This is a genomic window from Mangrovibrevibacter kandeliae (genome assembly GCF_024519155.1).
Taxonomy (GTDB): domain Bacteria; phylum Pseudomonadota; class Alphaproteobacteria; order Rhizobiales; family Rhizobiaceae; genus Mangrovibrevibacter; species Mangrovibrevibacter kandeliae.
The window spans coordinates 47190-68997 of the sequence record NZ_JANIFJ010000007.1; the positions used below are offsets into that span (position 1 = coordinate 47190).

24 protein-coding genes and 1 tRNA gene are annotated in these 21808 nt (G+C 69.9%); 18 read left to right on the top strand and 7 right to left on the bottom strand.

Features of this window, described 5'->3' with window-relative positions:
- Positions 1-44: 44 nt before the first annotated feature.
- Together NPA30_RS16655 and NPA30_RS16660 are read left to right on the top strand one after the other, a co-directional pair.
- Positions 45-593: a DUF924 family protein gene (locus NPA30_RS16655; protein WP_256803906.1), complete on the top strand. Its 549-nt coding sequence runs from the start codon at positions 45-47 to the stop codon at positions 591-593.
- Positions 594-726: 133 nt separating this feature from the next.
- A complete protein-coding gene (locus NPA30_RS16660; protein WP_256803907.1) occupies positions 727-2007 on the top strand; it encodes a GNAT family N-acetyltransferase in 1281 nt (426 codons plus the stop codon).
- A 75-nt stretch (positions 2008-2082) separates the two neighbouring features.
- On the opposite strand, the gene NPA30_RS16665 is transcribed toward NPA30_RS16660, so the two are convergent.
- Positions 2083-2167: transfer RNA gene (locus NPA30_RS16665), tRNA-Leu, on the bottom strand.
- A gap of 225 nt (positions 2168-2392) precedes the next feature.
- Between NPA30_RS16665 and NPA30_RS16670 the strand changes: the two genes are divergently transcribed.
- Positions 2393-2920 carry a disulfide bond formation protein B gene (locus NPA30_RS16670; protein WP_256803908.1) on the top strand — a complete coding sequence of 176 codons (528 nt, stop codon included), beginning with the start codon at positions 2393-2395 and terminating at the stop codon, positions 2918-2920.
- Positions 2921-3025: 105 nt separating this feature from the next.
- Here NPA30_RS16670 and NPA30_RS16675 read toward each other — a convergent pair whose 3' ends face one another.
- Together NPA30_RS16675 and NPA30_RS16680 are read right to left on the bottom strand one after the other, a co-directional pair.
- Entirely contained in the window at positions 3026-3586 is a 561-nt protein-coding gene (locus NPA30_RS16675; RefSeq protein WP_256803909.1) for an HNH endonuclease, read from the bottom strand.
- A 153-nt stretch (positions 3587-3739) separates the two neighbouring features.
- A complete protein-coding gene (locus tag NPA30_RS16680) occupies positions 3740-4438 on the bottom strand; it encodes a DNA-3-methyladenine glycosylase family protein (protein WP_256803910.1) in 699 nt (232 codons plus the stop codon).
- 48 nt (positions 4439-4486) lie between these two features.
- Here NPA30_RS16680 and gluQRS point away from each other — a divergent pair, with 48 nt between their 5' ends.
- Positions 4487-5386 carry a tRNA glutamyl-Q(34) synthetase GluQRS gene (gene gluQRS / locus NPA30_RS16685; protein ID WP_256803911.1) on the top strand — a complete coding sequence of 300 codons (900 nt, stop codon included), beginning with the start codon at positions 4487-4489 and terminating at the stop codon, positions 5384-5386.
- 6 nt (positions 5387-5392) lie between these two features.
- Here the strand turns inward: gluQRS and NPA30_RS16690 are convergent, their stop codons facing one another.
- The gene (locus NPA30_RS16690; protein WP_256803912.1) at positions 5393-6349 is read right to left on the bottom strand and encodes an AEC family transporter; all 957 of its coding nucleotides are present in this window, start codon (positions 6347-6349) and stop codon (positions 5393-5395) included.
- Positions 6350-6540: 191 nt separating this feature from the next.
- Here NPA30_RS16690 and NPA30_RS16695 point away from each other — a divergent pair, with 191 nt between their 5' ends.
- The 9 genes from NPA30_RS16695 (at position 6541) to NPA30_RS16735 (ending at position 12985) form a co-directional block, all read left to right on the top strand.
- Complete coding sequence (locus NPA30_RS16695) at positions 6541-7434, top strand: DMT family transporter (protein ID WP_256803913.1); 894 nt, start codon at positions 6541-6543, stop codon at positions 7432-7434.
- Between the two features lie 73 nt (positions 7435-7507).
- Positions 7508-7696, top strand: a complete 189-nt coding sequence (locus NPA30_RS16700; protein WP_256803914.1) for a twin transmembrane helix small protein — start codon at positions 7508-7510, stop codon at positions 7694-7696.
- Positions 7697-7703: 7 nt separating this feature from the next.
- On the top strand, positions 7704-8276 hold the full coding sequence (locus tag NPA30_RS16705; RefSeq protein WP_256803915.1) for a cob(I)yrinic acid a,c-diamide adenosyltransferase: 573 nt from the start codon (positions 7704-7706) through the stop codon (positions 8274-8276).
- Positions 8277-8389: 113 nt separating this feature from the next.
- The gene (locus NPA30_RS16710) at positions 8390-9139 is read left to right on the top strand and encodes an electron transfer flavoprotein subunit beta/FixA family protein (RefSeq protein WP_256803916.1); all 750 of its coding nucleotides are present in this window, start codon (positions 8390-8392) and stop codon (positions 9137-9139) included.
- A 19-nt stretch (positions 9140-9158) separates the two neighbouring features.
- Positions 9159-10088, top strand: coding sequence for an electron transfer flavoprotein subunit alpha/FixB family protein (locus NPA30_RS16715; protein ID WP_256803917.1), 930 nt, complete (start codon positions 9159-9161; stop codon positions 10086-10088).
- Positions 10089-10193: 105 nt separating this feature from the next.
- Complete coding sequence (locus tag NPA30_RS16720) at positions 10194-11030, top strand: 3-hydroxybutyryl-CoA dehydrogenase (protein ID WP_372338850.1); 837 nt, start codon at positions 10194-10196, stop codon at positions 11028-11030.
- Positions 11031-11092: 62 nt separating this feature from the next.
- Positions 11093-12217: an amidohydrolase gene (locus tag NPA30_RS16725; RefSeq protein ID WP_256804008.1), complete on the top strand. Its 1125-nt coding sequence runs from the start codon at positions 11093-11095 to the stop codon at positions 12215-12217.
- A 109-nt stretch (positions 12218-12326) separates the two neighbouring features.
- Positions 12327-12719: a cation transporter gene (locus NPA30_RS16730; RefSeq protein ID WP_256803919.1), complete on the top strand. Its 393-nt coding sequence runs from the start codon at positions 12327-12329 to the stop codon at positions 12717-12719.
- A complete protein-coding gene (locus tag NPA30_RS16735; protein WP_372338851.1) occupies positions 12695-12985 on the top strand; it encodes a cation diffusion facilitator family transporter in 291 nt (96 codons plus the stop codon). Before NPA30_RS16730 ends, NPA30_RS16735 begins: the two co-directional genes overlap by 25 nt.
- Positions 12986-13232: 247 nt before the next feature.
- On the opposite strand, the gene tlpA is transcribed toward NPA30_RS16735, so the two are convergent.
- The gene (gene tlpA / locus NPA30_RS16740; protein ID WP_256803920.1) at positions 13233-13904 is read right to left on the bottom strand and encodes a thiol:disulfide interchange protein TlpA; all 672 of its coding nucleotides are present in this window, start codon (positions 13902-13904) and stop codon (positions 13233-13235) included.
- A gap of 23 nt (positions 13905-13927) precedes the next feature.
- Here tlpA and argH point away from each other — a divergent pair, with 23 nt between their 5' ends.
- From argH to tam, 5 genes are all read left to right on the top strand, one after another.
- Entirely contained in the window at positions 13928-15322 is a 1395-nt protein-coding gene (gene argH / locus NPA30_RS16745) for an argininosuccinate lyase (protein WP_256803921.1), read from the top strand.
- A 66-nt stretch (positions 15323-15388) separates the two neighbouring features.
- Complete coding sequence (locus tag NPA30_RS16750; protein ID WP_256803922.1) at positions 15389-15649, top strand: lipoprotein; 261 nt, start codon at positions 15389-15391, stop codon at positions 15647-15649.
- A gap of 49 nt (positions 15650-15698) precedes the next feature.
- Positions 15699-16976, top strand: a complete 1278-nt coding sequence (gene lysA / locus NPA30_RS16755; protein ID WP_256803923.1) for a diaminopimelate decarboxylase — start codon at positions 15699-15701, stop codon at positions 16974-16976.
- A 114-nt stretch (positions 16977-17090) separates the two neighbouring features.
- Complete coding sequence (locus NPA30_RS16760; RefSeq protein ID WP_256803924.1) at positions 17091-19757, top strand: TIGR02302 family protein; 2667 nt, start codon at positions 17091-17093, stop codon at positions 19755-19757.
- A 52-nt stretch (positions 19758-19809) separates the two neighbouring features.
- Positions 19810-20586, top strand: coding sequence for a trans-aconitate 2-methyltransferase (tam, locus tag NPA30_RS16765; protein WP_256803925.1), 777 nt, complete (start codon positions 19810-19812; stop codon positions 20584-20586).
- Between the two features lie 22 nt (positions 20587-20608).
- On the opposite strand, the gene NPA30_RS16770 is transcribed toward tam, so the two are convergent.
- Together NPA30_RS16770 and hpt are read right to left on the bottom strand one after the other, a co-directional pair.
- Positions 20609-21004 (bottom strand): response regulator, encoded by a 396-nt coding sequence (locus NPA30_RS16770; RefSeq protein ID WP_256803926.1) that lies wholly within the window; start codon positions 21002-21004, stop codon positions 20609-20611.
- A gap of 58 nt (positions 21005-21062) precedes the next feature.
- The gene (gene hpt, locus NPA30_RS16775; protein WP_256803927.1) at positions 21063-21599 is read right to left on the bottom strand and encodes a hypoxanthine phosphoribosyltransferase; all 537 of its coding nucleotides are present in this window, start codon (positions 21597-21599) and stop codon (positions 21063-21065) included.
- Positions 21600-21808 lie beyond the last annotated feature (209 nt).

Consider the following 21808-nt stretch of genomic DNA (forward strand, 5'->3'; position numbering starts at 1 on the left):
TAGTCCCCGCCGCGCGCGTGGCAAAGATGGGGCCGAAGAAACCGATGAGCGAACGTCCGATCGATCCGCAGAGCGTCATCGACTTCTGGCGGGAGGCCGGGTCGGATCGCTGGTTCGAGAAGGACGAGGCCTTCGACCGGACCATCGCGGACCGCTTCGGCGATCTTTACGAGCGCGCCGCCGCAGGGCGACTGGATCAATGGGCGGACGAGCCGAACGGTGCGCTCGCGCTGGTGATTCTGCTCGACCAGTTTCCGCGCAACATGTTCCGCGGCACGCCGGGCGCCTTTGCAAGCGACGGCAAGGCGCTCGCGATCGCCAAGGCGGCGCTCGCCCGGGGCGATCACGAGGTGGTGGGCGAGGACATCAACCAGTTCCTCGCGCTGCCGCTGATGCACTCCGAGAGCCTTCAGGACCAGGAGGCATGCGTCGCGTGGATGCAAAGGATCGGCGAGGCCAACGTGCCGTTCGCCGAGGAGCACCGCGACATCGTCGCCCGCTTCGGCCGCTTCCCGCATCGCAACGCGATCCTCGGTCGCACGAGCACCGAGGACGAACGCCGCTTCCTGGCGGACGGCGGCTTCGGCGGCTGATCGCGAAAATTCGACCGACCATCCCAAGCGAACGTTAATCGATCGGCGATAAGTTCAGCGAACAGTGTACGGCTCTGCGCGAGGCAAGCCGACGCTGCGCATCTCGAAGCACGCATGAGGCGGGAGCGAGACGTTGAACGCAGTCGCAATGGTGGACGAGGCACTCGCGGTCCCGAGCCGCGCGCCGGGGGGCCTCTTGCCGCAGCCGCTGCCCGTGCCGGCGCCGGCGCTGGAACACAGCGTCGCGCATGCCGCCGGCACCCGCCGCTTCTCGATCTATGCGCCGCTCGCGGCGTTCGACCTCATCGCCGAGCTGGACTTCCTGGCGCGCCGCGCGGTCGAGCCGAACGTCTTCTTCGCGCCGCAGTTTCTCGTCCCGGCAATGCCGCGCCTCGACGACCGCTCGGTCCGCCTGATGGTGGTGCGCGACGAGACGGACGTGCGGAGCCGGCTGCGCCTTCTGATGCCCTACTCGGTCGAGCGCGCCGGTCTGATGCGGGGGCCGGCGACGATCCGCGCCTGGACGCACCCCTTCGGGCCGCTGGGCACGCTGCTGCTTGATGAGGACGATCCGCAGAGCACCGTCGCCAGCCTTTTCGAGGCGCTGGCGCGCCCCTCGCTCGGGCTGCCCGACGTGCTCGTTCTGCCGGATCTGCGCATCGGGGAGCGCATGGCGCAGACCGTCTTCGAGGTCGCCGATCGCCTCGGCCTGTCGCTCGAGATCGTCAACCGCTCCGATCGCGCGGCTTACGTGCGGGATGCGGATCCGCAGAGCTACGTGGCACGAGCCGTTACCGGCAAACGCCGCCGGGAGTTTCGGCGCCAGGAGCGGCTTCTCGCCGGGCAAGGCGCGGTCGGCTTCTCGGTCGCGCGCACGCCTGGCCATGTGCGGCATGCGCTCGAGGACTTTCTGGCGCTGGAGGCGAGCGGCTGGAAGGGGCGTGCGCGCAGCGCCATGCTCCTCGACCGCTACCGCTCGGCGTTCGCGCGCGAGGCGGTCGATCGACTCGCGGCCGAGGACCGTGTCCGGATCTTCACCCTCACACTCGCCGGCACGCCGATCGCCAGCCTCGTCGGCTTCCAGATGGGCGGAGAGTTCTTCGCCTGGAAGACCGCCTATGACGAGGCGCAGGCCCCGTCCTCCCCGGGGCTGCAACTGATGACGCGGGTCACGGAGCATCTTGCCGCCGACCCCGGCGTCAAGCGGGCCGATTCCTGCGCCGTTCCGGATCACTTCCTGATGAACCGCGTCTGGAAGCAGCGCATCGACATCGCGACGCTGGTGGTCGGCCTGCGCCCCGCCGGTGCCCGGCGGGTCGAGGCGGCGGCGCGCGGGGTCGAGGCGTTGCAGCGCTCGCGCAACGTCACCCGGCTCTTGCGCGAACGGGTGAGCCGGATCGTCGGCCGAAGCTGAGGCTGACACGGACCACGGCGCGGCGCCGGGTCCAGAATCGAGCGTCGATGCGGCGCAGCCTGAAACGCAGTGGATTGGTGCCCCTAGCCGGGATCGAACCAGCACTCCTTGCGGAACTCGATTTTGAGTCGAGCGCGTCTACCAATTCCGCCATAGGGGCGAACGGCGGGAAAGCCGATCGCGCGGGACTATAGCCGCAAGCCGCACCGGGTCAATCGGCACGGGATCGGCGAGGCGCAAAACCGAAGATGCCGCGGCTTTCGCGACGCGGTCGCAGCCCGCCCGCCTCCAGCAAATCGCCGGGGATGCAGTTTGCCGCTGTTGCGGGGCGACGGCGGGGCGCGTACAGGCTGCGACGGTGATGCGTCGAAGGATTATCCGCTGCATGGTCGCCACGTTTTCCCAACCGGTCGGCCGCCGTCAGACGCTCGGCTCCGCCGTCCTCCTCGTCGGCACGCTCGCCACTGTCGGCACGGCCCTCTTGTTCGAGCACATCGGCGGCTACCTGCCCTGTCATCTCTGCCTGATCGAGCGCTGGCCCTACTACATCGCGGCGCCGCTGGCGCTCGTGACGCTCGTGGCGGCCGCCGGCCGGGCGAGCGCCCCGACCGTGCGCGGGCTCCTCGTGCTCATCGCGCTGGCGATGCTCGTCGGCCTGGGGCTCGCGATCTACCACTCCGGCGTCGAGTGGCACGCCTGGGCGGGCCCGTCCGGCTGCACCGGCGGCGGCACCGCCAATCTCGGCGGCGACCTCCTGTCGACGATCGACGCCGTGCAACCGCCGGCCTGCGACGAGGCGGCGGCCCGCTTTCTGGGTTTGTCCTTTGCGGGCTGGAACGCGGTGGCCTCGCTGGTCCTGGCGGCAGTCGCCCTCTGGAGCGCGGCCGTCCGCGGCAGCCGGTCCTTCGGATGACGGCGTAGCGGCGGGTTGCCGGTCGCCGGACGAAGCTCCAGAAGACGCCCGCGCGCGGTCACGACGACGGGCGGAGCGCGGTGGCAAGAGCCTGCGTGTCCCGCCTCACTCCGGATCGAGTTCGGTGTCCCAGTAGAGATAGTCGAGCCAGCTCTCGTGGAGGTAGTTCGGCGGAAACAGCCGGCCGTTGTTGTGCAGGTCGTGCACCGTCGGCTGGAAGGGATACTGGTGGGGCATCATGCCGGCTGCCTTCGGCATCAGCCCGCCCTTCTTGAGGTTGCAGGGCGAGCAGGCGGTGACGACGTTGTCCCAGGTGGTCAGGCCGCCGCGCGACCGGGGGATCACGTGATCGAAGGTCAGCTCGTTCGGCGAGCCGCAATACTGGCACTGGAAGCGGTCGCGCAGGAAGACGTTGAAGCGGGTGAAGGCAGGGTAGCGGGCGGGTTTGACGTAGGATTTCAGGCAGACGACCGAGGGCAGGGCCATGGAGAAGGTGGGACTTCGCACCTTGGTGTCGTACTCGGCCAAGATGGTCACCCGGTCGAGGAACACGGCCTTGATGGCGTCCTGCCAGGACCACAGCGACAGCGGGTAGTAGCTCAGGGGCCGGTAGTCGGCGTTCAGCACGAGCGCCGGAGACAGGTCCGGGTTGACCGCGATCGTCAAGGATACACTCCTTCACTCCCACGACTTGCGTCGGTTGCCGGCAATATCGTGTCTCATCGTGTCGCCTTTGTGAAGCCTGGAATACGAGCGGATTCAGGGACTTTGCACAGGCGATCGAACCGGGCGCCGGGATGCTGCGGCCGGAGCTGCGAATCACTCCGTGCCGGGCGGCGAGGCGGCGGCCGCCGCGGCTTCTCCGACGGGCGGATCCGGTTCGTTGGCGAGGACGGCGTCGCGGCGCGTCACGGCGGCATAATAGGCCCAGATCAGCCGTGCGGCGACCGAACGGTGCGGCGACCATTCACGAGCGATCTCAGCGACATGACGGGCCGTCGGCCGCGCCGGATGGCCGACCGCGTGGCCGACGCCGACCTGCAGCGCGAGATCGCCTGACGGGAAGATGTCGGGATGGCCGGCGGCGAACAGGAGGAAGCACTCGGCCGTCCAGATCCCGATGCCGGGCACCGCCACCATCGCGGCAATCGCCGTGTCCGGTGCCGCTGCGTCGATCTGACCGAGGGGAAGCGCGCCCGACTGGACCGCAGCCGCCGCCGCGACAAGGGTGCGCTGCTTGCCTCTGGACATGCCGACCTGACGCCAGAGCGCGTCGTCCGCAGCGAGAATCGCCTCGGGCGAGCCGGGATCGAGGGCGGTGCGGAAGCGGCCGAAGATGGCATCGGCGCTCGCCCGCGACACCTGCTGGCCGGTAACGATGCGGGCAAGCCCGGCAAGGCCCGGCTCGATCCGGCGCAGCGGCACCGGTCCCGCCCGCTCGATCACCGGGCGCAGGCGCGGATCGGTGCTCGCGAGCGCGGCGAGACCCGCCTCGATGTCGGCCTGGCTTCGAATCACGGCGTCTTCCCCTTGCCATCCCGGGTCCTGATGCGAGATCGGGTGCGCATGTCCGACGCGCAACCCGTTTTCCGCTTTGCCCCCAGCCCGAACGGCGAACTGCATCTCGGCCACGCCTATTCGGCGCTGGCCAATCAGGCGATGGCGCGGGCGACAGGCGGGCGACTGCTTCTGCGGATCGAGGACATCGACCGGGCGCGATCGACGGTCAACTTCGAGCGGCAGATCGAGGCCGACCTCGCCTGGCTCGGCTTCGCCTGGGAGACGCCTGTCCGCCGCCAGTCCGAGCATTTCGACGACTACCGCGCTGCCCTCGATGCGTTGACCGAAGCCGATCTTGCCTATCCGGCCTTCATGACGCGCGGCGAAATCCGCGGCTTCGTCGAGCGCCGGGAGACTGAGGAGGGGCGCCCATGGCCACGGGACCCGGACGGCGCGCCGCTCTATCCGGGGCTCGACCGCGACCTGTCCGATGGGGAGCGGCAGGCCCGCATGGCAGCCGGCGAGCCCTTCGCCTGGCGTCTCGACATGCGGAGAGCGACCGCGATGGCCGGTGCACTCGGCTGGCACGAAACCGGCGCCGGCCCGGACGGCGAGGCGGGCGAGATATCCGACGATCCCGGCCGTTGGGGCGACGTCGTGCTCGCCCGCAAGGACACACCGACGAGCTATCATCTCGCGGTCACGGTCGACGACGCGCTGCAGGGGGTGACGCACGTCGTGCGCGGCCGCGACCTCTTCTTTGCGACGTCGGTGCACCGGCTGCTGCAGGTGCTGCTCGGCCTGCCGGCGCCGATCTACCACCACCACGACCTGATCTTCGGCGAGGATGGGCGCAAGCTGTCGAAGAGCGCCCGCGACCTCTCGCTCAAGGCGTTGCGCGAGGCGGGGCTGACGCCGGCGGACGTGCGCCGGATGGTGGGACTGCAGGACGTCGCCGCTCCTTGAGCGGGCTCAGCCGAGGATCGCCAGCCAGCCGCTGAGCGTCAGCACCGCGCCGAGGGTGGAGACGAGGATCGCCGCGGCGGCGAGCTTTTCACCCGAGCGGAAATAGACCGCCAGCACATACGCGTTGACGCCGGCCGGGCAGGCGGCGGTGACGACGGCCGCCTTCAGCCAGAGCGGCGGCAGGAGGTTGCGGCCGAACAGGTAGACCAGCGCCGGCATCAGCAGCAGCGAGAGGAACGAGGTGATCGCCGGCGCGAGGAGGTCGCCGCGCACCGAGAAGCGGTTCAGCGACATGCCGATCGAGAACAGCGCGATCGGCCCGGCCGTGCGCGCGAGGAGTTCGGTGATCTGGTCGATCGGCCCCGGCAGGGCGAGCCCCGTCAGATGCCAGAGGAAGCCGGAGGCGAGGCCGATGACGAGCGCGTTGCCGGCGAGCCCCTTGCCGACCCGCAGGAGCACCTGCCCGAGCCGGGCGGCATGGATGTCGATCCCCTGGTCGCGGGCGTCGCGTGCCGCCGCTCGCTCGATCAGAAGCGAAGAGGTCAGCATCATCACCGGCATGTGGATCGAGATCACCATGAACAGGGGATGCAGGCCGAGTTCGCCATAGGCGCGATCGACGGCGGGAATCGCGATGAACGCCGTGTTGGCGAAGCTCGCGGATATGCCGGCGATGACGCCGCTGCGCCGGTCCGCGCTCGTCAGCTTGCGCACGAGGACGGTCGAGAGCGTCCAGGTGACGGCGACCGCGCCGAAATAGACCAGCCAGAGCAGCAGCGGGTTGCCGTCGTTGAAGTCCGCGCTGGCGACGGTGCGGAAGAGGAGCACCGGCACGCCGACCATGAACACGAAGCTGCCCAGCGACTCGCCGGTCGCCTCGCTGAGCAGCCCGATGCGCGCGAAGAGGTAGCCGATGGCGATGAGGCCGAAGATCGGAATGACGACGTTGAGGATGAGCTGCATGGCACCGACAGACTTGCGGGTCAGCGGTAGCCCTCGCGCGCCCGCGGCGCAACATTCGCGCAGACGCGGCGCGATCCGCCTGCCCCGACGCTTCCGCATCGAGCCTGCGGCTGCTACCACGCTCGCCCGCGGCCGGTTGCGGTGCCGCGTGACCGCCGGCTCGGCGCGTGTCCCGGAGTGCCAGTCCCACCGTGCGTCCGTTCATCCCCGCGATCTTCGTCCTCCTGTGGTCGACCGGCTTCATCGGCGCACGCTATGCGATGCCGCATGCCGAGCCGATGACGTTTCTGGCGATGCGCTACGGCCTCGCGCTGCTCCTTCTCCTGCCCCTGGCCGTGCGGGCGAAGCGGCCGCCGCTGGCGGCGGCGGGCCATGCGATGCTCGCCGGTGCGCTGATCCACGGGATCTATCTCGGCGGCGTGTTCTACGCGGTGCGGCATGGCCTGCCGGCCGGCATCGCGGCTCTGATCGTCGGGCTGCAGCCGCTCCTCACCGCGCTGCTCGCCGCCGGCTTTCTCGGCGAAGCGGTCGGGCGGCGGCAGTGGGTGGGCCTGGCGCTCGGCCTTCTCGGCGTGGCGCTGGTGATCGCGCCAAAGCTCGAGGGCGCCGGCTCCTACAGCCCGCTGATGCTGATCCCGGTGGTGCTGGCGGTCGTCGCGATCTCGACCGGCACGATCTGGCAGAAGCGCTTCGTCGGCGGCGTCGATCTCACCGTCGGCACGGCCCTTCAATATATCGGCGCGCTGATACCGACGCTGCCCGCCGCGGTCCTGTTCGAGACGATGCGGGTCGAGTGGGCGGGCGAGCTCGTCTTCGCGCTGGTCTGGCTCACGCTCGTCCTCTCGATCGGCGCGGTGTTCCTCCTGCTCTTCATGATCCGCGAGGGTGCGGTCTCGTCGGTTGCCTCGCTGATGTATCTGGTGCCCGGCGTCACCGCGGTCATGGCCTTCCTCCTCTTCGGCGAGACGCTGACGCCGGTGCAGATCGCCGGCATGGCGCTCGCCGGCATCGGCGTCGCCGCGGCGACGCGCAAGAGCCGTCGGCGGACGGCGCTGCCGGCGGCGGAAGTGCCGGCCCGGACCTGAGGCCGCGGCCCGCTCGCTCGCAGACCGGCCGAGGGTGGCCTATATGCCGTGGACCCTTACAGAAACGGATGCCATGTCGGGCTTTCTCACCTTCCTCGCCGTCATCTTCATGGGGCTCGTCGCCGTCGTCCTGGTGATGGGTCTCGTCAACCTGATGCGGGGCGGGCCGGCCAACCGCTCGCAGAAGCTGATGCAGGCGCGCGTGATGCTGCAGGCGATCGCCGTGCTGATCATCGTCGGCGCCCTCTGGTTCGCGCGCTGAGGCGGTCATGGTCCGACTCAACAAGATCTACACGCGCACCGGCGATGCCGGCACCAGCGGGCTCGCCACCGGCGAGCGGCGCTCGAAGGCGGACCTGCGCTTCGAAACGATCGGCACGGTGGACGAGCTGAACGCCGTCCTCGGCCTCGTGCGGCTGCACGCCGCCCCCGACCTCGACGCCGTTCTCGCCCGCATCCAGAACGAGCTCTTCGACCTCGGCGCCGAGCTGGCGACGCCGGAGGGGGACGAGCCGCTGCCCTTCGAACGGCTGACCGTGACGGATGCGCAGGTCGAGCGGCTGGAGGGCGAGATCGACGCGATGAACACGGCGCTCGAGCCGCTGCGCTCCTTCGTCCTGCCGGCCGGAAGCCCGGCCGCCACGCAGCTGCACCACGCCCGCACCGTCGCCCGTCGGGCCGAGCGACTGATGGTCGGCCTTGCCGCGCGGCCGGGCGAGGCCGTCGGCGGCGCTGCGTTGCGTTATGTGAACCGCCTGTCAGACCTTCTCTTCGTCGCTGCGCGCGTCGCCAACGACCACGGCCGCGCCGACGTGCTCTGGGTGCCGGGCGGCAGCCGCTGAGGCGGGGGGACAGCGTTGCCGTTGACGCCTCGCGGCGAGCTTTCTAGGGTCCGCCAACTTTTCGCAGGCCGCTCGATCCCGGCCTGCCGCACCAGCAGGGAGCCGATCCAGGCATGAAGGTCCTCGTCGCGGTCAAGCGGGTGGTCGACTACAACGTCAAGATCCGGGTGAAGCCGGACGGCACGGGCGTCGATCTCGCCAACGTCAAGATGTCGATGAACCCGTTCGACGAGATCGCGGTCGAGGAGGCGGTGCGACTGAAGGAGGCCGGCACGGCCACGGAGATCGTCGCCGTCTCGATCGGCCCGCAGCAGGCGCAGGAGACGCTGCGCACCGCGCTCGCCATGGGCGCCGACCGCGCGATCCTGATCAAGACCGACGAGACGGTGGAGCCGCTGGCCGTTGCCAAGCTGCTGAAGGGCGTCGCGGAGGCCGAGGAGCCCGGCCTCGTGATCCTCGGCAAGCAGGCGATCGACGACGACGCCAACCAGACCGGCCAGATGCTCGCGGCGCTGCTCGGCTGGCCGCAGGGCACTTTTGCCTTCAAGCTCGCCGCGGGCGAGACCGCGCTGACGGTGACGCGCGAGGTCGACGGCGGCCTGCAGACCGTCGAGCTGACGCTGCCGGCGATCGTCACGACGGACCTTCGCCTGAACGAGCCGCGCTACGCGACGCTGCCCAACATCATGAAGGCGAAGAAGAAGCCGATCGAGGAGAAGACGCCGGCCGACTACGGCGTCGACACGACGCCTCGGCTGACCGTGGTGAAGACCGTCGAGCCGCAGAAGCGCGGCGGCGGCATCGTCGTCGCCTCGGTCGACGAACTGATCGACCGCCTGAAGAACGAAGCCGGCGTGCTCTGAGCGCGGGAAGGAGAGACCGATGACCACGCTTCTGATCGCCGAGCACCATGACACCGGCCTGTCGGACGCGACGGCCAAGGCGCTGAGCGCAGCCACGCAGCTCGGGGGCGAGGTGCATGTGCTCGTCGCCGGCGAAGGCGCCCGGGCGGCTGCCGATGCGGCCGCACAGCTGAACGGCGTCGCCAAGGTGCTGCTCGCCGAGGCGCCGGCCTATGCACATCGGCTGGCCGAGCCGCTGGCTGACCTGATCGTCGGCCTTGCCGGCGCCTACGACGCGATCGTCGCCCCGGCGACGACGACCGGCAAGAACGTCCTGCCGCGCGTCGCCGCGCTTCTCGACGTGATGCAGGTCTCCGACGTCACCGCCGTCGTCGCGCCGGACAGCTTCGAGCGGCCGATTTACGCCGGCAACGCGATCCAGACGGTGCGGTCCTCGGATGCGAAGAAGCTGCTGACGGTGCGTGTCTCGGCCTTCGCCGCGGCGGCGGGCGGCGGCTTGGCCCCGGTCGAGCCCGTCGCGGCGAGTGCCGATCCCGGCGTTTCTCGCTTCGTCGAGGAGAGTCTGGCGGTCAGCGAGCGGCCGGAACTCGGCGGCGCCAAGATCGTCGTCTCGGGCGGGCGGGCGCTCGGCTCGAAGGAGAAGTTCGACGAGGTGGTCCTGCCGCTCGCCGACAAGCTCGGCGCCGCGGTCGGCGCGAGCCGGGCCGCAGTGGACGCCGGCTACGCGCCGAACGACTGGCAGGTCGGCCAGACCGGCAAGGTCGTCGCGCCCGAGCTCTACGTCGCGGCCGGCATCTCCGGGGCGATCCAGCACCTCGCCGGTATGAAGGACTCGCGCGTGATCGTGGCGATCAACAAGGACGCCGAGGCGCCGATCTTCCAGATCGCCGACTACGGCCTCGTCGGCGACATCTTCGAAATCTTGCCGGAACTGACCGGCAAGCTCTAGCTTCAGGTTGCGCGCCGCGCGCCGAGGCGCCGGCAGGGTGGAACAGTACAGTCGGGGAGCTTGTTCGTGGAGATCCGCAAGGTCGGCGTCGTCGGGGCCGGACAGATGGGCGCAGGCATCGCTCATGTCGCCGCGCTCGCCGGGTATGACGTCACGATGTTCGACGTCTCGGCCGAACGCGCCGAGGCCGGGATCGCCAAGGTCGCTGCCAATCTCGACCGGCAGCTCCAGTCGGGCAAGATCGAGGCAGAGGCGAAGGCCGCTGCGCTCGACAGGCTGACGGCGACCGCGGACGCCGCCGCCTACGGCGACCTCGACCTCGTCATCGAGGCGGCGACCGAGGACGAGGCGGTCAAGCGCAAGATCTTCGCGGGCATCTGCCCGGCGCTGAGGAGCGACGCGATCCTCGCCACCAACACCTCGTCCATCTCGATCACCCGTCTTGCGGCGGCCACCGACCGGCCCGAGCGATTCATCGGCATTCACTTCATGAACCCGGTGCCGGTGATGAAGCTCGTCGAGCTGGTGCGCGGCATCGCCACCGAGGACGAGACCTTCGAAGCGGCCAAGCGCTTCGTCTCGGCGGCCGGCAAGACCTTCATCGTCTCGGAGGACTTTCCGGCCTTCATCGTCAACCGGATCCTCCTGCCGATGATCAACGAGGCGATCTACACGCTCTATGAGGGCGTCGGGTCGGTCGAGAGCATCGACACGTCCATGCGGCTCGGCGCCAATCATCCGATGGGCCCGCTGCAGCTCGCCGACTTCATCGGCCTCGACACCTGCCTGTCGATCATGCAGGTGCTGCATGACGGGCTGGCGGACTCCAAGTACCGGCCGTGCCCGCTGCTGGTGAAGTATGTCGAGGCCGGATGGCTCGGCCGCAAGACCAAGCGCGGCTTCTACGACTATCGCGGCGAGACGCCGGTGCCGACGCGGTGAGCGCGGGCGCGACACCAGTCTTCCCGGCGGGTCAGCATGACGGCTTCCTCGATGCCGGCGACATTGCCGGACTGACCGCGTGGCGGCGGTCTCTCCACGCCCGCCCGGATCTGTCCGGTGCCGAAGGGGCGACGGCCGCCGCTGTCGTGGAGCGTCTGTCGGCCACGACGCCGGATCGCATTCTCACCGGTCTCGGCGGGCACGGCGTCGCGGCGGTCTACGACGGCGACGAACCCGGTCCGACGGTGATGATCCGCGCCGAACTCGACGGCCTGCCGATCGAGGAGACGGGCCGCGCCGCGCACCGCTCCGTGATCCCCGGCCACGGCCATCTCTGCGGCCACGACGGTCACATGGCGATCCTGGCCGGGCTCGGTCTCGGCTTCGGCCGGCAACGCCCGGTGCGCGGCCGGGCGATCCTCCTGTTCCAGCCGGCGGAGGAGACCGGGGCCGGCGCCGCGGCGGTGCTCGCCGATCCGCGCTTTGCCGAGCTTCGCCCGGACTTCGCCTTCGCGCTCCACAACAATCCAGGCTCGCCGCTCGGGGCCGTCGAGCTGAGGACGGGGCCGGTGAACTGTGCCTCGCGGGGCCTGCGCATCGTGCTCGAAGGCAAGACGGCACACGCTTCGCAGCCCGAGACCGGTGTCTCGCCGATGGCCGCGGTCGCCGCGCTGATGCCGGCGCTGACCGCGCTCGGCCGGGGCGGCGCCCTCGACGAGAGCTTTTCGCTCGTCACCGTCACCCATGCCGCAATGGGCGAACCCGCCTTCGGCATCGCGCCCGGACGGGCGGAGGTCTGGGCGACCCTGCGCACGATGGTCGACGATCGCATGGCCGCGATGGTCGCCGCGGCGGAAGGGCTCGTGCGCGACACGGCAGCGCGGACCGGGCTGACCGCACGGATGGATTATCACGACGTCTTTGCACATTGCGAGAATCATCCGGAGGCGGTGGCGCTGCTGCGCGCGGCGCTCGATGCCGAGGGGGTCTCGCATCGGGAGGGCCGACCGTTCCGCGCGTCGGAGGATTTCGGTCGCTTCGCCACCGTCGCCCGGTCGGCGATGTTCTATCTCGGCGCCGGCGAGCATTGCCCGGCCTTGCACAACCCGGACTACGACTTCCCGGACGCGTTGATCCCGATCGGCGCGGCGGTCTTCATGCGGGCGGCGCGCAACCTCCTCGGGTGAGGACCAGGTTGCCGTTTTTCCGGCCGCCTCCGATGATTACGAGATGACCAGGCGGACCTGAGCGCGTCCCTGTGCGCTTGTCGGATCCCCTCCTGGAGGATAGGTATGCGTGATCGACCCGCGCTTCTCCTTCGGCACGGGAAAGATCGGCGACCTCGCGGCCTTCTCCAGCGCTATCATCCTCGGCCTCGTCGCACTCGGCATTGGCTGGGAGTCGCTGACCCGCCTTTATTCGCCTCAGCCGATCGGCTTCATCGAGTCGATCTGGGTGGCCGTGATCGGGCTGCTCGTGAACATCGCGAGCGCCGTCCTCCTGCATCAGGGCGGCCACGATCACACGCATGGCCAGGGCCATGGCCATCCCCATACGCACGGGACCACCCGCACGAGTCCGTCCACGGCCACGCGCGGCACGCGCATGCCGGCGCCGAGACAGGTTCCGCGCTCCACGGCGACCGGAACCTGCGTGCCGCCTACCTGCACGTTCTGGCTGACGCGTTGACATCGGTGCTCGCGATCGTCGGGCTTCTCGCGGGCTGGGTCTACGGCTGGCTCTGGATGGATGCGGCGGTCGGGATCCTCGGGGCGGTGGTGATCGCCCGCTGGTCGATCGACCTTCTGCGCGACAGCGGCGCCGTGCTCCTCGACATCGTGCCGAGCGCCGCGATGACGCAGGCCATCCGACGCATCATCGAGACTGGCGGCGACGAGGTCTGCGACCTGCATCTGTGGCGGGTCGGCCCGGGACACATGGCAGCGGTCGTCTGAGTGGTCTCGCGCGCGAAGTTGGACAGCCAGACCTACAAGCAGCGTCTCGCGACGATCGCCGGCCTAAGTCACGTAAATGTCGAGGTGATTCCGGCGGCCTGACGTCGAGATCCCGGGTGAGTCCCACAGGGAACTTGCCGATCCCGCCATCCGCGCGGCAGCAGAGCCCAGACAGGCCGTCGGCGGATCAGGCGCCGTGCTCCGAGCTTTCGTTCGCCGCAGCCCCACCTTCGACGCCGCCTGGCGGTCAGGCGCCGGCCGGCTTGCCCTTCAGCACATCGACCAGCCCGATGGCATCCGGGCTTGCCCAGGCCGCCGGGCCGTTGATCGCGGCACGGGCGCAGCCCTGCGCGTCGACGAGCAGCGAGGTCGGCAGGCCGAGCGCGATGCCGGCGCTCTTCAGCCGGTTGAACGAGCCAAGCGACGGATCGAGGAGAAGCGGCAGGGCCGAGATGGCGTTGTCGGCATAGAACGCCTTCGGCTTGGTGCCATCGCCGAGGTCGATCGAGATCGGCACGACCTGGAAGCCGTCGCCGCCCTCCTGGCGCTCCAGCGCGTCGAGCGCCGGCATCTCCTCGCGGCAGGGCACGCACCAGGTCGCCCAGAGGTTGACGAGGAGCGCCTTACCCTTGAAGGCGGCGAGGCTCTTCGGCTTGCCGTCCTCGTCGGTGAAGGACAGGTCGGAGACGTCGAGCGGCGCGTCGAGCGGCCGCACCGCCGCGACCTCGCCGCTGGCGCGCGCGTCGAGCGCCTGCTTCAGCGCGTCGTCCGCCGGGCAGCCGGCGGAGCGGAGCGATTCGTTGCCAGACCGGCTTTCGATCACGTATACCCCGACCGCCCCCGCGACGAGACCGGCGAGCACCGCCAGCACCGCGATCGTCCTGAGGCTGAAGCGCGTATCCGCCTGCCGTTCCGCCATAGCTAGAGACCTTTCGAGCCGAGATGAGCCAGAAGACGAGCAACGAGATGTGGGGCGGACGCTTCGCCTCCGGTCCCGCCGCGATCATGGAGGAGATCAACGCCTCCATCGGGTTCGACAAGCGTCTGTATGCCGAAGACATCGACGGATCAAAGGCGCATGCCGAGATGCTGGCCGCGCAGGGCATCATTTCGGCGGACGATGCCGCCGCGATCGCCGCTGGGCTGGAGCAGGTGCGGGCCGAGATCGCCGAAGGGCGCTTCGAGTTCTCGCGCGCGCTCGAGGACATCCACATGAACGTCGAGTCCCGCCTCGCCGAGCTGATCGGCGATCCGGCCAAGCGGCTGCACACCGCGCGCTCGCGCAACGACCAGGTGGCGCTCGACTTCCGCCTGCACGTCAAGCGCGCCTTCGCCGCGCTGGCGGACGGGCTGACCGGCTTCATGCAGGCGCTGCTGGAGCGCGCCGAGGAGCATGCCGACACGATCATGCCGGGCTTCACGCATCTGCAGAGCGCCCAGCCCGTGACCTTCGGCCACCACTGCCTCGCCTATGTCGAGATGGCGGCGCGCGACCGCTCCCGCTGCCGCGACGCACTGGTGCGTCTCGATGAATCGCCGCTCGGCGCCGCGGCGCTCGCCGGAACGGGCTTTCCCATCGACCGGCACCGCACGGCCGCCGCGCTCGGCTTCCGCGAGCCGAGCCGCAATTCGCTCGACGCCGTTTCCGACCGCGACTTCGCGCTGGAATATCTCTCGGTGGCGGCGATCGCGGCGACGCACCTGTCCCGGCTTGCCGAGGAGCTGGTGATCTGGTCGACGCCGCAGTTCCGCTTCGTGCGGCTGTCGGATGCCTTCTCCACCGGCTCCTCGATCATGCCGCAGAAGCGCAATCCCGACGCGGCCGAGCTGATGCGTGCCAAGCCGGGCCGCATCAACGGTGCGCTGATCTCGCTGCTGACGGTGATGAAGGGCCTGCCGCTGACCTATTCGAAGGACATGCAGGAGGACAAGGAGCAGGTCTTCGACGCGATCGATTCGATGACGCTGTCGCTTGCGGCGGCGACCGGCATGGTGCGCGACGTGACCGTCAACGTCGAGGCGATGCGTGCGGCCGCCGGCAACGGCTTCTCCACCGCGACCGATCTCGCCGACTGGCTGGTGCGCACGCTGAACCTGCCGTTCCGCGAGGCGCATCACGTGACGGGGCGCGTCGTGGCGCTCGCCGAAAGCGCCGGGGTCGGGCTGGAGGACCTGCCGCTCGACGCGCTGCAGTCGGTGGAGCCGCGCATCACGCCGGCGGTCTACGGCGTCCTGTCGGTCGAGGCCTCGGTGCGCAGCCGCACCAGCTTCGGCGGAACGGCGCCCGACAACGTCCGGGCGCAGATCGGCTACTGGCGGGCGCGCCTCGAGGCGTGATTTCCAGAAGCAAAGCAGGTAGAAGAACCGTGAGGCGAGGGGCGTTCGCGTGAGAGGGGCAGGGGCATGATCGAAACAGGCGGCAGGCTACTGCTCGGTCTCGTCCTCTTGTCGGGGCTCGCCGGATGCGGGGTCAAGAACGATCCGGTTCCCCCTTCGCTGTCGAGCACGGCGACCGAGGAGCAGAAGGCGCATCCGGGCCGCAGGCTGTTCGGCACCTATGGCGGCGCGACGGCGCAGTCGGGATCGAGCGTGTCGCCCGCCAATTCCACGCGCAATCCGGACGCGCCGCAGCGGCCCTTCGTGCTGGACGGGCTCCTGAACTGAGCCGGCCCGAAGCGCACATCCCGAGAAAGGCCGCCAGCCGGCGAGGTCGATGAATCACTTCCAGTATCGCGACGGCGAGCTTTTCGCCGAGGATGTCGCCGTGCGGCGGATCGCCGAAAGCGTCGGGACCCCCTTCTACTGCTATTCGACCGCCACGCTGACGCGGCACTACCGCGTCTTCGCCGACGCCTTCGCCGATATCGACGCGCTGGTCTGCTATGCCATGAAGGCGAACTCCAACCAGGCCGTGCTGGCGACGCTGGCCGGGCTCGGCGCGGGCGCCGACGTGGTGTCGGGCGGCGAACTGACACGTGCGATCCGGGCGGGGATCGCGCCGGAGAAGATCATGTTCTCCGGCGTCGGCAAGACCGCGGAGGAGATCGATCTCGCCCTCGGCCACGACATCTTCTGCTTCAACATCGAGTCGGAGCCTGAGCTCGAGGCAGTGTCGGCCCGGGCGGTCGCACTCGGGCGGCAGGCGCACGTCTCGGTTCGGATCAACCCGGACGTCGATGCCAGGACGCACGCGAAGATCTCCACCGGCAAGAAGGCCGACAAGTTCGGCATCGCCTTCGAACGCACCGATGCGGTCTACGAGCGGGCGCAGCAGCTGCCGGGCCTGGTGGTGTCCGGCATCGACATGCATATCGGCAGCCAGATCACCGAGCTCGCGCCCTTCGACGAGGCCTTCGCGCGGCTGGCCGAACTCGTGCGCGCGCTGCGCGCCAAGGGCCACGCGATCAGCCATGTGGATGTCGGCGGCGGGCTCGGCGTGCCCTACCGGCATCGCGAGGCGCCGCCGCCCGAGCCCTTTGCCTATGCCGAGATCGTCAAGCGCCACGTGCGCGACCTCGACTGCAAGGTGGTCTTCGAGCCCGGCCGGCTGATCGCGGCAAATGCCGGCATCCTCGTCACGCGGGTCGTCTACGTGAAGGAGGCGCAGGCCAAGACCTTCGTCATCGTCGATGCGGCGATGAACGATCTCGTGCGCCCGACGCTCTACGGCGCCTGGCACGACATCGCGCCGGTGACCGAGCCGTCGCCGGACGCTGCGACGCTCGTCGCCGACGTCGTCGGTCCGGTCTGCGAGAGCGGCGATTTCCTGGCACAGGAGCGCGCGCTTGACCCCGTCGCTCCCGGCGATCTCCTCTTCGTGTCGACGGCCGGCGCCTACGGCGCGGTGCAGGCCGGGACGTACAACTCGCGGCCGCTCGTCCCGGAGGTCATGGTGAAGGGCGATGCCTTCGCCGTCGTCCGGCCCCGCCAGACGGTCGAGGACCTGATCGCACTCGACCGCCTGCCGCCCTGGCTCACCGCGGCGGGCTGACCGACTCGCGGCCGGCCGATGGAGAGCCGGCACTTCAAATGCGCGTCATGAGGCCTCGCCATCGCCCAAAAGCGGGGTAAGCTGCGCTGCAACCACAGGAAAGACGGTTCGCGCATGCCCATCGACGCCGACGACTCGAAGCTGCGCCATGGGCGGCGCATCGGTTGGGTGCGCGCCCGCGCCCGCGCAGCCCTCCTGATCGAAGCGCTCTGGCCGACGATCCTCGGTCTCGCCTGCGTCGCTTCGCTGTTCCTGACGCTGTCCTGGTTTGGTCTCGTCTCCCTCCTGCCGTTCGCCGGACGGCTCGTGCTCGGGGTCCTCGCCGCCGTCTGCGTGCTCTTCGTGCTCTGGCGGATGCGTGGCATCGTCTGGCCAAGCCATGGCGCGGTGGAGGCCCGCATCGAGGCAGCGAGCCGGCTCGAGCATCAGCCGCTCCGAGCCCAGTCCGACACCGTCACCGGTGCGGACCCGGTGGCGCAGGCACTGTGGCGCGAGCATCAGCGGCGGATGGCGGCGCGGCTGGCGCATCTGTCGGGCGGCGGGCCGAACACCCGCAGCGAGCGGCTCGACCCCCTGGCCCTGCGCGCCGGTCTGGCGCTCGCCCTCGTCGCCGCCTTCGCCTTTTCCTTCGGCTCGCATGGCGGGCGCATCGCCGACGCCTTCGACACCGCGGACGCCGCACCGATGGTGCCGGCGCGCGTCGATGCCTGGGTGACCCCCCCGAACTACACCGGGCGCGCGCCCGTCTTCCTCGACGCAGCCGGGCAAGCGCCGGTCGACGTGCCGGAAGGCAGCGTCCTGTCGGTGCGGATCTCCGACGGAAGCGCAGCATCGCTCGCCTTCGCGCCTGCCGACGGCAGCGCGAGCGTCGACGTGCTGCCGGTCGGCGCGGAGGAGGCGAAGGAGGCCGACACCGGCGTGCGTCCCGTCACCGAGGCGCCGCGCCAGGGCAACGCGCCGCTGCCGCGCGAATACCGCTACACCCTCGCCGCCAGCGGCACGGCGACCCTCGCCACCGGCCTCACCGGTGGAACCCGCTGGCGCTTCGACGTCGCGCCGGACAGCGACCCGACCATCGCCTATGATGGCGAGCCGGCGCAGGCGCGCAACGGCGCCCTCGAGCTCGCCTACACGGTTTCGGACGACTATGGCGTGCGCAAGGGGCGGGCCGAGATCAAGCCGGTTGCCAGCGGGACGACGGCAGAGGACGCCCGCCCGCTCGTGGAGCCCCCGGAGATCGGGCTCGCGATGCCACGCCGGACGAAGGGAGAGGCCAAGGCCAAGACTAGCGCCGACCTCAAGGACAGCCCCTATGCCGGAGCGAAGGTCGAGATGACGCTCGTCGCCGAGGACGACGCCGGCCAGGTCGGTCGCTCGGAGACCAAGACGCTGACGCTGCCCGAGAAGCGCTTCACCAATCCGCTGGCCCGCGCCGTGGTCGAGGAGCGCCGGATGCTGGCCCTCGACGCCAATGCCGCGCCGCGAGTGGTCGAGATGCTCGACGCGATCACAACGCGCGGCGCCGAGTTCATCCCCAACCCCTCCGACTACCTCGCCCTGCGGGCGGCGCGCTCGCGCATCGCACATGCGCCCGACGACGACACGCTGCGCTCGGCGGTCGACTTCCTGTGGCAGATCGCGCTCGGCATCGAGGACGGCGACCTGTCGCTTGCCGAGCGCCAGTTGCGCGATGCGCGCGAGCGCCTGTCGGAGGCGCTGGAAAAGGGGGCCAGCGACGAGGAGATCGACAAGCTGATGAAGGAGCTGCGGCAGGCCATGCAGGAGTATCTGCAGGCGATGGCCGAAGCGATGAAGACCATGCCGCCGATGTCGCAGGACCAGATGCAGATGGGCAACCTGCAGGAGATCCGGCCGCAGGACCTCGACCGCATGCTCGACCAGATCGAGAACCTCGCCAAGTCCGGCTCCAAGGATGCGGCCCAGCAGCTTCTCTCTCAGCTGCAGTCGATGATGGACAACATGCAGGCCATGCGGCAGCCGCCGCAGCAGGGCCAGCAGGGCCAGAATCCGATGCAGGAGCAGATGAACCAGCTCGGCGAGCTGCTCCGCAAGCAGCAGCAGCTGATGGACCAGACCTTCGAGTATGGGCGCCAGCAGATGCAGCGCCAGCAGGATGGCGGCGCCCGCGATCAGCAGCAGGGTCAGCAGGGGCAGCAGGGGCAGCAGGGGCAGCAGGGGCAGCCGCAGGACGGTCAGCAACCGGGGCAGGGTGACCAGCCGATGACGGCCGAGCAGCTGCAGAAGCTGCTCGATCAGCTGCAGGCCCAGCAGGGCCAGCTGCAGCAGGATCTCGACGGCCTGCAGAAGAAGATGCAGGAGAACGGCATGAAGCCCGGCGAGGGCTTCGGCGAGGCCGGACAGGCGATGGGCGAGGCCAAGGGCGCGCTCGGCCAGGGCGACGACGGCGAGGCCGTCGGCCAGCAGGGCCGGGCGATGGAAGCGCTGCGCCGCGGCGCCCGCGACATGATGCAGCAGATGCAGCAGGCGATGCAGCAAGGCCAGCCGGGGCAGCAGGGCCAGCCCGGACAGCCGGGCCAGATGGGCGAGGGCTACGGTCCGAACCAGCAGTCGGGGCGCGACCCCCTCGGCCGCCCGCGCGCCACCAACGGGCCGGACTTCGGCGGCGACGTGCGCGTGCCGGACGAGATCGACACCCAGCGGGCTCGTGAGATTCTCGACGCGATCCGCAACCGGCTCGGCGACGCCCTGTCGCCGCAGCTCGAGCGCGAGTATCTGGAGCGGCTGCTGCAAACGCCGTAAGAGGAGGCTCGAGGCGGCTCGCAGCGCGCGGCTCGCCCGGGGAGCATCCGCGATGGCCGACTGGCAGCCCGATCTCTATCTGCGCTTCGAGCGCGAGCGCACCCGTCCGGCGCGCGACCTTCTCGCCGCGGTCGATCTCGACGCGCCGCGGCACGTCGTCGATCTGGGTTGCGGACCGGGCAACTCCACCGAGCTCCTCGCCGCGCAGTGGCCGCAGGCGGAGATCCTCGGCATCGACACCTCTCCGGCCATGTTGCGTGCCGCAGCCGAGCGCCTGCCGCGGTCGCGCTTCGAGGCCGGGGACGCAGCGACCTGGACGCCGAGCGAGGCGCCGGAACTCATCTTCGCCAATGCCGTGCTGCAATGGGTACCGGATCATGCGGCGTTGATGCCGCGGCTGTTCTCGCTGCTGGCGCCCGGCGGCGTCCTCGCCATCCAGATGCCGGACAATCTCGACGAGCCGAGCCACCGGCTGATGCGCGAGGTGGCCGCCGAACCGCCCTTCGCAGGCATTCTCGGCGATGCCGCGGCGCTGCGCACGCGGCTTCTCGACCTTCAGGGCTACTACGACCTTCTGGCGCCCGGCGCGGCGGAGGTGGAGGTGTGGCGCACGGTCTATCACCATCCGATGACGACGCCGGCGGCGATCGTCGAATGGCTGAGCTCGACCGGGCTGAAGCCCTTCGTCGAGCCGCTGCCGGAGGCGGAGCGAACGGCGTTTCTGGAGCGCTATCAGGCCGCCCTGGACGCGGCGTATCCCCCGCGGGCCGACGGACGACGCCTTCTGGCGTTCCCGCGGAGCTTCATCGCGGCGCGCCGGCTGCGCTGAGCAGCGGTCGGGCAGCCAATCGTCAGGCGTAGAGCCGCAATGGCTCCTCGCCGGAGGCCTGCAGGGACCGGGCGACCGCGCTGCGGATCTCGGCGAGGGTGAAAGGCTTGTCGACGACGCCGACGATGATCGCCCGGAGCTCCTCGGCGCTTTCCTTCTGCTCGGCATAACCGGTCATCAGCAGGATGGTCAGATCAGGCCACGTCTCGGCGGTGCGATGCGCGAGCGCGATCCCGTCCATTGCCGGCATCCGGATGTCGGACAAGAGCAGGTCGTAGGCACCGTCCTCGGCAATCAGCTGGTCGAGCGCCATCTCGCCGTCCTCGGCGAGGTCGACCTCGTGTCCTTCGAGCCTGAGTGCACGTGCGACGAGCTGGCGGACGCCGGCGTCGTCTTCGGCGACCAGGATTCGCGCCATTGTCGTCTACCTCCAGTCCTGGGATCTTACGCGATACATCACGAGGCTTGAGCGAGGCTCACTCGACCACCCGGCCGACGAAGGGCAATTCGCGATAGGCGTGGCCGACATCCATGCCGTAGCCGACGACGAAGTGATCGGGGCAGGCAAAACCGACATAGTCGGCCTCGATCTCGGTCTTGCGCCGCATCGCCTTGTCGAGCAGCACCGCGATCTCGACGCGGGCGGCGCCGCGCTGCTGCATGAGGTCGCGGGCGTAGCGGGTCGTGCGGCCCGACTCCAGGATGTCGTCGATCAGGAGGACGTGGCGACCGGCGACGGACGTCTCGACGTCCCGCAGGACGCGCACCTCGCCCCCTTGCGTCCCCGCCCCGTAGCTCGCCAGCGAGATGAACTCGACCTCCGGGGCCAGACCCGCCCGATGCATGGCGCGGATGAGGTCGGCGGCGAAGACGAAGGAGCCTTTCAGGACGGACACGACGAGCATGTCGCCCGTCGCCCGCGCCCGGATCTCGGCGGCGAGGCGATCGACCTGCGCGGCGATCTCCGCCTCATCGAACAGGGTCTCGATCTGCCGGCCGCGCACGGTGATCATCGGAAGGCTCCGGCATAGGGCCGAGGGCGCGACGCTGCGGCCGGTCGGCGGGGAGTGGCTGCGGTCCTGTGTCTCGTCATCGCGTCCCGCTCGTCTTCAGGAACTGGTAAGGAAGCTTGGTTAACGGAGGGTGAAGGCCGAGGGCAGCACGCGACCTGGGCGCGGCCGTGTCCGCCCGCGGCGACGCGAAAACACCACGCCTCGGCCAT